At 63.7% G+C, this 14529-nt stretch carries 9 protein-coding genes; 6 read left to right on the top strand and 3 right to left on the bottom strand.

Translation table 11 applies throughout. The features are described from left to right. Positions 1 to 70 precede the first annotated feature (70 nt). From J0H39_10935 to J0H39_10955, 5 genes are read left to right on the top strand one after another with little or no spacing between them, the layout of a single operon-like run. A complete protein-coding gene (locus J0H39_10935) occupies positions 71 to 1564 on the top strand; it encodes a sulfatase-like hydrolase/transferase (protein ID MBN9497256.1) in 1494 nt (497 codons plus the stop codon). Then, positions 1561 to 2322 carry an SDR family oxidoreductase gene (locus tag J0H39_10940; protein ID MBN9497257.1) on the top strand — a complete coding sequence of 254 codons (762 nt, stop codon included), beginning with the start codon at positions 1561 to 1563 and terminating at the stop codon, positions 2320 to 2322. The genes J0H39_10935 and J0H39_10940 overlap by 4 nt, the downstream gene beginning before the upstream one ends. Before the next feature lie 29 nt (positions 2323 to 2351). Continuing rightward, positions 2352 to 3629: an extracellular solute-binding protein gene (locus tag J0H39_10945; GenBank protein ID MBN9497258.1), complete on the top strand. Its 1278-nt coding sequence runs from the start codon at positions 2352 to 2354 to the stop codon at positions 3627 to 3629. Positions 3630 to 3637: 8 nt separating this feature from the next. Further along, on the top strand, positions 3638 to 4537 hold the full coding sequence (locus J0H39_10950) for a sugar ABC transporter permease (protein ID MBN9497259.1): 900 nt from the start codon (positions 3638 to 3640) through the stop codon (positions 4535 to 4537). After that, complete coding sequence (locus J0H39_10955; GenBank protein MBN9497260.1) at positions 4537 to 5388, top strand: carbohydrate ABC transporter permease; 852 nt, start codon at positions 4537 to 4539, stop codon at positions 5386 to 5388. Before J0H39_10950 ends, J0H39_10955 begins: the two co-directional genes overlap by 1 nt. Positions 5389 to 5992: 604 nt before the next feature. Here the strand turns inward: J0H39_10955 and J0H39_10960 are convergent. The 3 genes from J0H39_10960 to J0H39_10970 form a co-directional block, all read right to left on the bottom strand. Then, entirely contained in the window at positions 5993 to 6811 is an 819-nt protein-coding gene (locus tag J0H39_10960) for a response regulator (GenBank protein ID MBN9497261.1), read from the bottom strand. Between the two features lie 12 nt (positions 6812 to 6823). Next, the gene (locus J0H39_10965; protein MBN9497262.1) at positions 6824 to 10795 is read right to left on the bottom strand and encodes a PAS domain S-box protein; all 3972 of its coding nucleotides are present in this window, start codon (positions 10793 to 10795) and stop codon (positions 6824 to 6826) included. Positions 10796 to 11086: 291 nt separating this feature from the next. Continuing rightward, a complete protein-coding gene (locus tag J0H39_10970) occupies positions 11087 to 13639 on the bottom strand; it encodes a hypothetical protein (protein MBN9497263.1) in 2553 nt (850 codons plus the stop codon). A gap of 163 nt (positions 13640 to 13802) precedes the next feature. Here J0H39_10970 and J0H39_10975 point away from each other — a divergent pair, with 163 nt between their 5' ends. Beyond that, positions 13803 to 14528, top strand: coding sequence for a GntR family transcriptional regulator (locus tag J0H39_10975; protein ID MBN9497264.1), 726 nt, complete (start codon positions 13803 to 13805; stop codon positions 14526 to 14528). Position 14529: the final 1 nt, after the last annotated feature.

Raw genomic sequence — 14529 nt, forward strand, 5'->3', positions numbered from 1 at the left:
ATAAATATTATTTATTTTAAGATAGGATATAATTAATTCACGATTTGCCCAACGATCAAGAGGAAGCGTCATGGGCAAACCGACGGACGGCGTACGTCCGAACGTTCTTTTCGTCTCGGTAGATCAATGGCCCGGCTCGCTGCTAGGCGCCGCCGGTCATCCGACGATCGAAACGCCTACGCTCGACCATCTCGCGTCGATCGGCACGCGCTTCACCCGCGCCTATGCCGAATGCCCGATCTGCATCCCCGCGCGCCGCAGCATGATGACGGGCACCAGCCCGCGCCGTCACGGCGACCGCGTGTTCCAACCCGCCTTGCCGATGCCCGCCGATCTGCCCACGCTGGCCGCGACATTCGGCGATGCGGGTTATCAGACCTTCGCGATCGGAAAGCTGCACGTTTATCCTACCCGCGACCGGATCGGCTTCGACGACGCAATGATCGCCGAAGAAGGCCGCAGCCATCTGGGCGCGGTCGACGATTACGAGCTGTTCCTCGCCGATCGCGGCCATGCCGGCGCGCAATTCCTGCACGGGATGAGCAACAACGAATATTCTTGGCGACCCTGGCATCTGCCCGAGGAACTGCACGTCACCAACTGGACCACGATGACGGCGGCGCGTTCGATCAAGCGGCGCGATCCGACCCGGCCCGGTCTGTGGCACGTCTCGTACACGCATCCCCATCCGCCGATCGCGCCGCTGGCGAGCTATATCGAGCGCTATCGCGATCGCGAGATTCCGCTGCCGGAGATCGGCGATTGGGCAAAGGACACGGAATCCCTGCCCTATGCCGCGCGCGCGGTGCGAAATTTCTGGGCGACGTTGAAGCCCGAACAGCATGCCGACATGCTGCGCGCCTTCTACGCGCAATGCACCCATATCGACCATCAACTGCGCTTGCTGATCGGTACGCTGCGCGAAGAAGAACTTCTCGACGACACGATCATCCTGGTGACCGGCGATCACGGCGACATGCTCGGCGCCAACGGTTTCTACGCCAAGCGACTGATGTATGAAGGCTCGGTCGGTGTGCCCATGATTCTGGTCGGCACCGCGAAGGACGAAACGCTCGTCGGCCGGGTCGATGAGCGCCTCGTCGGCTTGCAGGACATCATGCCGACCTTGCTGGATATGTGCGGCATTCCCGTGCCAGCGACCTGCGAAGGCCGGTCGATGGTGACAGGCGCTAAGCGCGAAACGCTCTATTGCGAATCGCTGCTCGGCAAAAAGGCGACGCGCATGATCCATGACGGCCACCACAAGCTGATCTGGTATCCGGCCGGCAACGTAATCCAGCTATTCGACATCGCCGAAGACCCGGCCGAGTTGCGCGACCTTTCCGCCGATCCCGCGAAAGCGGCCTTGCGTACGAAACTGGAAGCCGCACTCGTCGCGGAACTCTACGGCGACGATCTCGCCTTGGTGCGCAACGGCAAGCTCGCCGGAATGCCGGACGCGCCCGACGACGCGAAACCCAATCGCGGCCTTTCGGGGCAACGCGGCGTGCATTACCCGCCGCTGACGCCGACCGATCCCGCGAAAGTCGTGGGGGCCGGATGAACGGGAAACCCGCCATGCACTTGCCGAGCCTCGCCGGAAAACGCGTCGTCGTCACTGGTGGCGCCTCCGGTATCGGGCGCTGCATCGTAGAAGCGTTTCTCGAACAGGATTCGATCGTCGAGGCGATCGACATCGATGCGGCGGCGATCGACGATATCCGTGCGGCCAATGCCGCGCGCCGACTGACGGTCCGGCGCGCGGATCTGACGGATCCGGCGGCACGCGACGGCGCTTTGCGCGAAATCGCGGATTCCGGCTCGATCGACATCATGGTGACCAACGCCGCCAACGATATGCGCCACGCCTGGTCAGACGTGACGCCCGAATCCTGGCGGCAAACCCTGGCCGTCAATCTCGACCACCAATTCTTCTGCGCCCAGGCCGCCGCGCGCGCGATGACCGCGCGGGGGACCGGCGTCATCGTGATGATGGGCTCGGTCTCCTCGCGGCGCGGTTGGCCGGCGATGGCGGGCTATCTCACCGCCAAAGGCGGGATCGAAGCGCTGGTGCGCGGCTTGGCGCGCGAATTGGGGCCATCGGGCGTGCGCGTGGTTGGTGTCGTGCCCGGCGCCATCGACACCGAACGCCAGCGCCGCTTGTGGCAGACACCCGATCGCGTGCCGCAGATCCTGGCGACGCAAGCAATCCCCCAGCGGCTCGACGGTTGGGACGTCGCGCAGATGGCTTTGTTCCTCGCCTCGGACAACGCGCGCGGCTGCACCGCGCAAAGCTACATCGTCGACGCCGGCCTCACTTGAAAACCCGAAACGATAAAACGGAGGAACCCATGACCATTCGTCTTTCCCGCCGCCAAGCCCTGGCGGCCGCCGGTGCAGCCCTCGCCGTACCGTCGCTCGCGCGCGCGCAAAGCGCCGACAGCCTCACCTATCTCGGCTGGAGCCATACCGAAGCCGGCAGCAAGCCGTTCCTGGACGGCGTGTTCGGCGACTTCAAGACCGCCAATCCCAATATCCGCTTCGAAACCGTCGGCGTGCCGTTCGGTCAGATGGAAACGACGGTCTTCCTGCGCAAGCGCTCCAGTCAGCGAACCGACGTGATCCAGATGCAGGAACGCTGGCTCGCGACCTTCGTCGCCGCCGGCGGCATGATCGACGTCGACAAAATCTTCGGCGCCGATTTCGTCGATCGCACCTACCATCCCAACGCGGTCGCGATGGCGCGCGTGCGCGGCGGCCGTTACGGCCTGCCGTGGGTCACCGGCTCGACCGGTTTCGTCGTCAACAACAAGCTGCTGGCCGAAACGGGCGTGCGCAAGCCCGAGACGATGGACGAATTGCTCGACGCGATGCGAAAGATCAAGAAGGCGAAGCCCAATTCCAGCCCGCTCGGCATCACGACCAAGAATGCGTCGCTGACCCAACTCGAAACGCAGCTGTTCTTCTGGCAGTTCGGCGCCAAGTTCTTCGACGAAAGCGGCAAGGTGACGATCGACAGCCCGGCCGCGCGCCAGGCGCTGGAACTGCTTGCTACGATGACCAAGGAAGGCCTGATCGTTCCCGGCAACGACCGCTTCGACTTCCGCCGCCTGTTCGCGCAGGAATTGGTCGCGTTCTATCCCGACCCGCCGCTCGCCCGCGCCTTCGCGCGCGCGCAATCGGGCCAGGGCGAAGCCTACGACCGCAACATCGCGCCGATGGCCACGCCCGTGCTGCGCAAGGGCGACGATCCGGTGTCGATCCAGTGGGCGCATCTGCTCGCCTTCCCGGATTACGGCAACGCCAAGCCCACGGCCGACGGCGCTGTCGGCAAGTTCGTCGCGCACCTGTCGAAGACCGAAACCCAGCTCGCCTATTTCAAGACGGCCGGCGTGTTCCCGGCGACCAAAGCGGCGCTCGACACGCTCGCCTCGGACAGCTACGTCACCGATTGGATCGCGCTGTCGAAATTCGCGCGCCCCGACGAGATCGCGCAATTCTCGAACGGGCCGCAGTTGCGCGACGTGATCGGCGAGGAAGTCGTCGCCGCGATGCTCGGCCAGAAGACCGCGTCCGACGCGGTGTCCTCGATGGCCAAGCGTCTCACCGAAATCGGCCCCAAGACCTGAAGGGACCGATGGCATCGATCGCGCACAAGATGGGTGCCGCGCGAGCGCAGGCATGGTTCGGCTTAGGCCTCACCGTGCCCGCGCTCGCGGGCTTCTTCGTTCTTATTCTCGGCCCCTTCCTGGCGTCGGTCTATTTCGCGCTGCACGAGTACCGGATCGATTCCGCCGTGCCGACCTTCGTCGGCACGCGCAATCTCGAAGCATTGTGGCGCGAAACGACCTTCTGGCAGTCGTGGCGCACGACGGTGCTCTACGTCGTCGTCACGACCGGATTGACGGCCGTTCTTGGAACCGCCTACGCGCTGTTCCTGAACGAGCCGTTCCGCGGCCGCAACATCGTGCGCGCCGCGTCGCTGCTGCCGTGGGTGTTGCCCAGCACCGTGACGGCGTTCCTGTGGGCCTGGATGTTCCACGGCCAATACGGCGTGATCAACGCCGCGCTGCTGACGCTCGGCACGATCAACCAGCCATTCTTTTGGCTGTCGACGTCGAACGGCGCGCTCGCCGCCGTCATCCTCGCCAAGGCTTGGCTCAGCACGCCGATCGTCATGCTGTTCGTGCTGGCGGCGCTGCAATCGCTGCCGATGGAACAAGTCGAAGCCGCGCGCTTGGACGGGGCCGGCGACGGCGCGGTCCTGCGTTACGTCGTGCTGCCGCATATTTCGCGCACGCTTGGCATCGTGCTCGTGCTGCAAGCGATGGGCAATCTTCAGGTCTTCGACGTGATCTACGCGATGACGGCCGGCGGCCCCGTGCGCGCCACGACCGTGCTGTCGATCGAGGTCTATCGCCGCGCGTTCGAACAATGGAATCTCGGCATGGCCGCCGCCGTCGGTCTCGTCTGGTTCGCGACGATCGCGGGCGTGGCGCTCGTCTATCTACGCATGCTGCTGAAGGACAACGATTGATGGCGCCCGTCGTTCTCACCGCGCGCGCACCCGGTGCGGTCTTCCTGCGCATCGTGCTGTTCGGATTGCTGCTCTTCTTCCTGTTCTTCCCCGTCTATTGGATGGTGGCGACGTCGTTTCGCCCCCAAGGCGAAGTGTTCGCGCAATTTCCGACGATCTTCCCCTACGCGCCCACACTCGACAATTTCCGCCGCGCTTGGGGGCAATCGGATCTGCCGCTCTACCTCGTCAACAGCCTGTTGACCGCCGGCGGATCCGCGCTGCTGACCACCACCCTCGCCTCGCTCGCCGCCTATGGCTTCGCGAAGTACAAGTTCCGGGGGCGCAAATCGCTGATGTATCTGATGATCTCGGCGCAGATGTTCCCCTTCGCCGTGATCCTGATCAGCATTTATTCGCTGTTGCAGACGCTGAACTTGCTCAACACGCTCGCGGGATTGACCATCGCCTATATCGTGTTCGCGCTGCCGGCGGCGATCTATATCCTCTATTCCTTCTTCATGCGCCTGCCGAACGAACTGCTCGAGGCCGCGCGTATCGACGGTGCGGGCGAGCTGCGCATCCTCACCAAGGTTATTCTGCCATTGTCGGGCCCCGCTTTGATCGCGGTCGGGATCTACTCGTTCATGTGGGCATGGAACGATCTGCTCTATTCGCTCACGCTGATCACCCGCGACGATTCGCGCACGATCGGGCCGGGCTTGTTGCTCGCCTTCTTCGGCGAAATGCAACAGGACTGGGCGGGTGCCATGGCCGCGTCGATCCTCGCCTCGTTGCCCGCCGTGATCGTCTTCGGCGCATTGCAGCGCTATTTCGTCCAAGGGCTGACCGCCGGCGCCGTCAAATCCTGAGCGACAGCCGCAAGCGCGCCGAAGTCCTTCGCCAGTGTCCCAAGCAAGCATCTTCGTTTTGGCATGATAACCGGCCACGAAGAAACTTCACGAGAAACGGAATCCGCCCAAGAATCGACTTTTGACGGAGATATGGTGATTTTTCGTCGCGGGCATTCGACGAAAAAGGCCCCGGTCGGAAACCGGGGCCTTTGTTTCATCTGGGCCGATGGTGGGCGATGTAGGGCTCGAACCTACGACCCGCTGATTAAGAGTCAGCTGCTTTGTCGCGCGGCAAGACCTTTAACGCCGAAGCCCGCCGCTGGTTTCCCAGGGCAGGCTTCTTTCTTGGTCAGAGCGGTAGGATTCAAATCCCGTGACGCGTCGCGTCGCGCCCAGTCCCCCAGCTATGTACGCGATCAGCAAATTAGAAACGGCGTCTGGGTCCGCGTGGAAGCGCCGGCTTCGGCAACGACGCTGGTCTTACCATAATCACAAAGCATGCTTTCCACCGCTTAAATATTTGAATTCACTTCATTTGGCCTCTTCACTATCCGACGCCAATAGTTCTCATCTTCATCGCCTACGGCACGCCACGCGAAGCTTTCGGCGCCGTTCGCAACGGTCAAATGACTTTGCGGCGGACTCCGACCTTCGGCATCAATTCCGTGACATGCGATAGATCGCGCAAGGCTGCGATCAGCACTTCCGTCACGCGCGTGCCGGATGGCGCGATCAGGCGTCCGCTTTTCGTCGTCATGTTCTCGGCCAGCATGTCGCCGACCCGGATTTCTTCCCAGGCCAGCGAGATGCTTTGCTGACCCGATGCGATCGCCACGTCCCCGGCCCGAATCACCGCGACGACGCTTTCGGCGAGCTTGCCCACGTCGGTTTCGATCGTCGAAGCGTCAAGTTCGGGGATCACCAGCATTTTGTAGATGTCCGCCGGCTTCAACTGCAACGGCATCTGGAGCCCCCGCAAGACGCGGTCGGCCACGGCCTTCTGACTGACCGGTTTCGAGGCGAAGCCTTGCGCGTCCAACGCGACGGCGGCGCCGATCAGCGCTTCGTCGGAATGTGCCGACATGATGACGACAGGCAGGTCGCGCGGCGCCACCGTCATACCCGCGCGGATCGCCTTCAGCATTTCCAGCCCGTTCATCGGCAGCATGCGTATATCGCTGACGACGCAGTCGATCTTCTGGCTGACATGTGGACCGCCTTGGAACAGGTCCGGCCGCTGGCGTTTCAAGGTTTCGATCGTGCTGCCCGACATCGCATCGCCCAGCCCCAGGATCGTCAAGGCTTCGAACCCGTCGGACGCTTCGACCGTCGTGGCGCCGAACGCCTTCAGGCCTTGCGAGATCATGCCGCGAATGAATTTCTGATCGTCGACGACCATGACTTTGATTTCGTAGAGCGGGCGATCGGGAATGACGGACATGTCGAATATCTTTCAGTTCGGAAGCTTGTCGATATAGGCGCCGAGCTTGGCGAAACCCGTGCGGATGCGTGCGGCGAATGCGCCGACGCGCGGAAGATCGCCGTCGCGTGCCGCGGTTTCGGCTTCCCTGCACAGATCGGAAAGCCAAGCGGCACCGACGGAGGCGGTCGTGCCCTTCATCGCGTGCGCGGCTTCGCGCGCCTTGGCAGCGTCGCCTGCGGCCAGTGCCGCATCCAGATCGTCCGGACCTTGCATCGCCGTTTCGGCAAAGAAACGCAATGCCGCATGGATGGTCGAATCATCGTCGCTGCCGAGCTGATCGACGAGGACGTTCCGGTCGATCAGCGGCGGTTCGCTGGTCGGCACGGGATTGGCGCTGCTGCGCCGCAACGCCAGGGCGGCCGGCAATCGACGCTCCAACTCGTGGCGCACCACGTCGTAGCGCATCGGCTTGGTGAGATAGCCGTCCGCCCCCGCCGCCGTCACCAGACGGCCGGTTTCAGGCAACGCATCGGCGGTCAGCACGACGATCGGCAGGCGCGGCGCGCCATCGCGCGCTTCGGCGGCGCGGATGGTTTTGGCAAGCTCGAGCCCGTCCATCTCCGGCATGTGATAGTCGGTGAGCAGCACGCCGTAGCCCGGCTCCTCGCGCAGCGCCTGTAGCGCCTCCTTGCCATTGAAGACGAAACGGGACGCGAAGCCGGCGCGGTCGAGCACGCGCTTGATGACGTACTGGTTGGTCTTGTTGTCTTCGGCGACGAGGACCGCGGCATTGGCCGCGCGCGCCGCCTCAAGCGACGGCGGCACGAAGCGTTCGGCGGCCGCGGACGAAACGGCGCTCTGCGCGTCGGCGAGCGAAGCGCGGTCGAGGGCGGCGGCGATCGCCAGCCACACGCGCTGACGGCGCAGCGGCATGGTGATCGCGTCGAACGCGCCGGATTCCGGCGCCGCCTTCAACGTCGATGCCAGCGAACGCGGTGCCGCCAGGATCGCGCGGGCTCCCGGAAACGCTTCGATCAGGCGCTTCGAGACGGCGATCGCCTCGCTCGACGTACCGCGCAACATCAACACCGGGACGGAGCCGGCGGGAATGTCGCCCTCCTCCACATGGTCGCGCAAAATCGGTTTGATCGCGGCGGCGCCGAGGATCGCGTCCAACGCATCGCGGGCGATCCCTTTGAATCCGATCGCGACGACTTTGGCGTCGGAAATATCCACGGCCGGACGCGAAGGCGCGCGTTCCACCACCTCGGCCGGCAGGCGCACCCAGAAGGTCGAACCTTCGCCCGGCGTCGAGCGCACGCCGACATCCCCGCCCATCAATTGCGCCAGACGCTGGGTGATCGACAGGCCTAGCCCCGTGCCGCCGAATTTGCGCGAAGTCGAGGAATCCGCCTGCGTGAAGGCCTGGAATAATTTCTCGGTCTGCGCTTGCGTCATGCCGATGCCGGTATCGCGGATCTCGATCAACACGCTTTCGTCGCGATCGCCCTGGCGCACCTGTTCGAACTTCACGCGTGCGACGATGGCGCCTTCGTCGGTGAACTTGACCGCGTTGGAAAGATAATTGAGCACGATCTGGCGCAAGCGCGTCGGGTCGCCCGCGATCCGCGCGGGCATACTCGGATCGACTTCGACGATCAGATCGAGCCCTTTCTCGTCCGCGCGCGACGCGATCAATTCAGCCGCTTCCTCCACCACGTCGCCGATATCCAGCGGCAGGCGTTCGAATTCCAAGCGCCCGGCTTCGATCTTCGAGAAGTCGAGAATGTCATTGAGGATCGTCATCAGCGCTTCGGCCGAGCCGCGAATGACCTTCGACATTTCGCGCTGATCGGCGCTGAGCTCGGTCTGGTCGAGCATTTCGGCCATCGACATCACGCCGTTCATCGGCGTGCGGATTTCGTGGCTCATCGTCGCCAAGAAGTGCGACTTCGCCTTGGTCGCTTCCTCGGCCGCATCCTTGGCCTTCTGGAGTTCGATCTCGGCCGTCTTGCGCGCGGAAATGTCACGCACCGAGGCGGCGATAACGTCTTCGCCGGGAATGGGGTTGAGCGAGACTTCGACCGGAAACTCGCGGCCCTTGCGATCGATGCCGATCAGATCCTGCCCCGTCCCCATCGCGCGGCTGGTCGGGTTTTTCGCGTAGCCGTCGCGCATCCCGACATGCTTGCCGTGGAACCGCGCGGGAAGAAGAATTTCGATCGGCTTGCCGAGCATCTCGTCGCGCCGCCAGCCGAACAGCGTTTCCGCCTGGCGATTGACGAAACGGATGACGCTCGTCCGATCGACGATCAGCATCGCGTCGGGCGTGCCTTCGAGCAACGCTTCGGTGCGCACGCGTTCGCGCCGCACACGCTCCTCAGACTCGCGCTGCTGGGTTACGTCGAGCAGCCAAAGCAGCGCACAAGGCCGCTCGTGATATTCGATCCGCTCCGCCGAAATCGACATAATCGGTGAATTCGCGGGGCCCGCATCGATGCGGAATTCCTGCGCGGTCACGATGGACCTGCGTTTGAGGCTGCCCAACAATTCGTCGAGGATCTCGCCGCCGTCCTCCCGGCGCAGCGCGAGCGGCGCGCTGGCGAGGTCGCGTTTCGTCGTATCCAGCAACGCCGCCGCGCGCTCGCTGGCGAACAACACGCTGCGATCGTCGAGAGCGACGACGACGGCGCCGGCCGGGCCGCTATCCAGCAAGCCCGCGAGCCGCGCTTCGCCTTCCTTGAGTTTCGCGTTCAGTTGATCGGCTTCGAGCAGCGTTTCGCGGAACGTGACCATACCGGCGGCGAGGCGCCCGATCTCGTCGAGGCGTTCGGTGTGCGGCACGTCGATCGTGTGATTGCCCGTCGAGAGGCGCGCCAGCGTGCCGGTCAACGCCACGATCGGCGCGCCGATGCTGCGCGCGAACAGGCCCGCGAAGGCCGCCAGCACCAGGCACAATATCCCCGCGACGACGAAATTGAAGGTCAGTTCCTCGTAGATCGCCGTTTGGACTTCGGCGAGATCGGTCTTCGCGGTGATCGCCCAATGCACCCCGTAGATGTCCAGCGGCTTGATCGCGCTGATCGCCGTAATTCCGCGATAGTCCCTATAGTGAACCGTGGCGGTTTCACCCGCCAGCGCGCGCCGCACGCCTTCGGTTTCGACGCGTAGCACGAGCGGCCCGGCCGACGAAAATCGCGCGGCGTTGCGGGCGATGAAGTCGGATCCGACGATCACGATTTCGCCCGTATGCCCAAGATCCGGCGCGCCGCGCACCACGTCCCGGAAATTCGTGTCGGGTAACGCCATCAGAACAGCGCCGATCACAGCACCCGCGCCGTCGAGCACTGACATGGCCAGAAAACCGGTCGGCTCGTCCCCGGCCGGCTTGTAGAATCCGATATCAGAGAAAGCTGGCGCGGAGGGCGGATTCTTGGCCATCGTGTCGATGAATACGCGCACAGCCAATGCGGCCGGATCGCCGTCGAGCAGATTGCTGCCGAAGTCGCTCCGCTTGCGGACCGTGTAGAAGACGTCGCCGCGCCGATCGACGAATAGCAGGTCGGGAACGTCGTTTTCCTGGATCCAACGCAACCACGAGCGATGATAGGCGCGATGGAAGGAATCGTAGCGCGATCCATCACCCGCGAGTTCGATCGTACCGCGCAGCGCCGCCGGCGTAGCGTCGTCAGACGCAAAACGTGCGACCAGCGCCTTGCGCGCCTCGGGGCTCAACTCGCCAAAGGCCGCCGCCATATCGCCGAACGAGGACCGCAAAGCCGGATTCAAAACCAGCGTGCGCAGCACCGCGACGTTTTGCGTGATGCTGCTTTCGATACCGGCGGCGACGACGTTGCGGATATCCTCGACTTTGCTTTCCGCCGCTCGGACGAGTTGGCGATAGGTCTGAAGGGCCGACAAAGCGGCGACGGCAAGCCCCGTCGCCAAGCACAGAGCCGCGACCACAAACACGATCCGAGCCGCGATCGATCGACGCAACATTGTATCAATACCGATGAATATCAGACGACGTCAGCTTCCCACCGGCATCGGATTTCGTCAAAAGACAGCTATGGAATATGCGCCGAATGAAGTTTCAACCGCTATTTGCACCTGACCTGACCATCTCCGCCTATCTTGTTACCGCGATCGCCCAGTAGTTCTCACCTTCATCGCCGATGGCACGCCAACTTTTGCGGGAGTGTTTTCACATATTAGTATAATTTTGGCATCGGCCGAGCGGAACAACGCACCGTATTCGACCCACGCCGGCGAATCCCAGCGAACTCGTATCTAGACGAACTTCGCATCGTCCGGATGGATGACGACATAGGGCTGCCCGGCGAGGTCGGCGCCGAGGCCCGGGGCGAAGATCGGCCCTTCCCCGCTGTCGAACACCACATAGAACTGGATCGGATAGTTCGATTCCGTGAACGCCGCCGGCAGCGTTGCCGTGAAGCCTTGGCCGTCGGCCGACATCATGGTCTTCGACCAGATTTCGCCCTGATGAACATGGCGGAAATACAATATCGCCGCCGAATCTTTCACGGGATTGCGAACGGCGATCGTCAGCGCTTTGCCGCGCGCGTAACGCTGCGGATACGTGCCGGAAAGCGCCGCACTCGGCCGCGCTCGCCAGTTTCGCATCGCCGCCAGCCGCGCCGCGACTTTTGCCTGCTCGACGATCGGGCGATCGCGATCGTTGATGTACCAGAACTCGAAATCCTGGATGTCGCGATCGATGCCGGCGAGTCGGTCGCGCCAAGCACCACGCAACCACGGCTGCGGCCCGTAGGAGAGATCGGTCTGATAGACGCCGTCGGCCGCATTGACGATCGCGACCCACGCGTCACGTGCGCGGACGTAATCGTTCATCGCCGCGTCGTAAGCCGCGCGCCCGCCCGCGATCAGATAGAGTTCGTGCGCGCAGGCCGAGCGGAATCGCGCGGCGAAAAAGCGCGCGAGCGATGCCTGGATCTGCGCATCGACGACATAGCGACGCGTCGCGGGACGATAAGCATCCGCGCAAGCCCGCACCGCGCGCAATGCGGCCTCGCATTCATCGGCGAGTGCGTCGAGCCACACCGCGACGTCGAGCGCCGTGTATTTCTCGATCGGCGTGCCGTTCCACAGCGCCGCGACCGTATCGCGCGGATTGGCGAAAAGCTGCGGATCGAAAGTCGGCACGTCGCCGAAACGCGTCGAGGAATCCGAATCGTAGCCGTAGGGATAGGTCGTCGGCGGATAGACCAGCGACATGTTGTCGTAGATCTCCGGCCAATAGGTGTTATTGCAAGCCGAAACGCCGTGCGCGAGCGTGACCAGCGGTAACACGCGGCTGGCATGCGCGAGTGCCTTCTCGCACGCTTCGGCGGCATCGCCCGCCGTCGCACGCAAAAACCGCAGCCAGCTTTCGCGCGGCGCGTCGGTCGAGTAGGCGAACCGGCCTTGCAGCAAATAGCCGTATTCGAATTTCGACCAATCGTAGCGGCCGCGTAGCTCTTCGGGCTCGTAGCAGAAGCGTTCGCCCAAACGCCCCGACCCCATCCGGCCCTTGAAGGACAAGGGCTCGCAGAATTCCATGCCCGATGCGCCACAGAACCGTGCCGCGCGCGCATAGGCGGCCGCGAAGGCCGGGTCGCCCGACAGCAACACGCGCTGCGTGCCCGGCCAGACGCGCACGAGCACATCGTAATCGCGATCGCTCGCCAGCAGATCGCCATAGCCATAGCGCAGGAAGCGACGCGAACCTTCGCTAAGCTTGAATATCTGCCCGACGGCTTCGTCGGACGGCATCTCGCGCCGGCGCACGGCGGATTGGTGATAGGGCAAACCCGTATGCTCGGCCATGAACTTGGGCGACATCGTCATCTTGTGCCCGGTCGATAGGGCGATCTCCATGATGCGGCGATCGGTGCCCTTGGCGTGAACGTCGAGCGCGATCGGCCGGCCGATATCCTTGAGCGAGGAGAACACCGTCTCCCAGAACGGATAGCTGCCTTCCGGGACGCCGCCTTCGACATGGACGCGGATCGTCAGGCCGGTGATCTCGGGCACTTGCCGCATCAACGTCCCGAGCGCATCGCGGACGTATTCGGCCTGATTGCTCCGATCGATGCCGGTGATCTGATAATTCGCGCGCGGCACGTCGTGGAAGTCGTAGCCATGCGTCCAGAGCGCGACCTGGAATTCGAGCCCGCGCCGCGCCGCCTCGCGGCCGATGAAGCGCAGCATGCCCAGATTGCGTTGCCGTTCTTCGGCCGACAGACCGTGGACGCGCACGTCATAGCCCGGCACGTCGACGAGGAACGGATAGGCGAAGTAGAAATACACGTCCTCGATGAGGCGGTTGTAGTACGGGTAGTTATATTGAAGTCCGAAACCGATCGAGAAGCGCGTGAAGCGATTGCTCGCGAGCATCGTCAGGTAATCGCGCCACATCTGCTCGTCGTAGAACCAGCGCTTGTCCTCCTCCTCCGAACAGAAGAAGCGGCACACGCTGCGCACGCGCGTCGACGGCGCTTCCGAAACCTCCGAGACCAACGCGAGCGGATCGCCGTCGTCTGTGGCCAGACGCGCGCGCTCGGCGAGTTCGGTCAGCGCGTAAACGGCGCCGCGCATGTCGCCCGCGAATATCTGAAGTCCGCCCGCGATCGGTTTAATCGTGAACGAATCCGCCGCGCCGCCGGCGCGCTTCGTGACGACGATGCGCGTGCGCGCGCTGGCGGTGCGCCGCGCCGTGCCCACGATTTGCGCGAGATGGCCGGTCGCCCAGTCGATCGCTTCCGCGCGTCCCCACGCCGGATCGACGTCGTACTCAATGCCAGATACAAGCGTGTCGGCCATGTCGTGTCACTCCGGGGACCGTGTTTGGTTCTCGTGATGCATGCGCGATCGGAATCGTTTGGCGCGGTCGATTTCGCGCGTGATTTGACGCGCGCCAGCGTGTAAAATTTTTCGAGTTGCGGCACTTCGTCCCGCACCGGCTTCGAGCGACGGCGATGGAACCATGAACGTCGAAAGCAATACGCAAAGCCAAGCGCGCGCTTGGCCCGATATTTTCGCCGAGGAGACCGATCGTTCCGCGATCGGCGCGCCGAGCTACACGCTCGCCGCCGACGCGATCCGGCGCGACATCATCGACGGTCGCTTCGCCGACGGCGAAAGGTTGATGACGAACGATCTGGCCGATCGCTACAAGTTGAGCCTCGCGCCGATCCGCGAAGCGCTGCTGGCACTCTCCGCCGAAGGCATCGTCATCCTGCAGCCCAAGCGCGGCGCGGTCGTGCGCACCATCACGCCGGCCTTCATCGAAGAAATCTACGAGATCCGTCTCGGCTTGATCCCCTATCTCGAAGGCGAACGCGCGGCGATCGCCTCCGACGAAGACGTGTCGCGGATGCGCCAAATCCAGGCGGATTTCGAGGACGCCGCCGCGCGCGGCACGCGCGACGCCGTCATCCAGCGCAACATCGAATTTCACGGCGTTGCGCTCAACATCCGTCCCAACCGCGAGGCGTTGCAGATCTTGCGCCGCCACCACACGCTGATCCGCGCGTTGCGCGCGCGTTTCGGCTACGGTCCCAGCCGGATGGACGACATGATCGACGAGCATCATCGGATCATCGACGCCTTCGCCCGCCATTCCCGCGAAGCCGCGCAGGAGGTCAGCCGTCAGCATCTCGGGAACGCGTATCGCGAACTGATCGAACGCATTTCCGGCACGTCGCGCTAGC

Source organism: Alphaproteobacteria bacterium (assembly GCA_017308135.1).
Classification (GTDB): domain Bacteria; phylum Pseudomonadota; class Alphaproteobacteria; order CACIAM-22H2; family CACIAM-22H2; genus Tagaea.

What these genes read in the sequence shown, in the direction of transcription:
- J0H39_10935 (MBN9497256.1), top strand. Translation starts at nt 71, where the DNA reads ATGGGCAAACCGACGGACGGCGTACGTCCGAACGTTCTTTTCGTCTCG.
- J0H39_10940 (MBN9497257.1), top strand. Translation starts at nt 1,561, where the DNA reads ATGAACGGGAAACCCGCCATGCACTTGCCGAGCCTCGCCGGAAAACGC.
- J0H39_10945 (MBN9497258.1), top strand. Translation starts at nt 2,352, where the DNA reads ATGACCATTCGTCTTTCCCGCCGCCAAGCCCTGGCGGCCGCCGGTGCA.
- J0H39_10950 (MBN9497259.1), top strand. Translation starts at nt 3,638, where the DNA reads ATGGCATCGATCGCGCACAAGATGGGTGCCGCGCGAGCGCAGGCATGG.
- J0H39_10955 (MBN9497260.1), top strand. Translation starts at nt 4,537, where the DNA reads ATGGCGCCCGTCGTTCTCACCGCGCGCGCACCCGGTGCGGTCTTCCTG.
- J0H39_10960 (MBN9497261.1), bottom strand. Translation starts at nt 6,811, where the DNA reads ATGTCCGTCATTCCCGATCGCCCGCTCTACGAAATCAAAGTCATGGTC.
- J0H39_10965 (MBN9497262.1), bottom strand. Translation starts at nt 10,795, where the DNA reads ATGTTGCGTCGATCGATCGCGGCTCGGATCGTGTTTGTGGTCGCGGCT.
- J0H39_10970 (MBN9497263.1), bottom strand. Translation starts at nt 13,639, where the DNA reads ATGGCCGACACGCTTGTATCTGGCATTGAGTACGACGTCGATCCGGCG.
- J0H39_10975 (MBN9497264.1), top strand. Translation starts at nt 13,803, where the DNA reads ATGAACGTCGAAAGCAATACGCAAAGCCAAGCGCGCGCTTGGCCCGAT.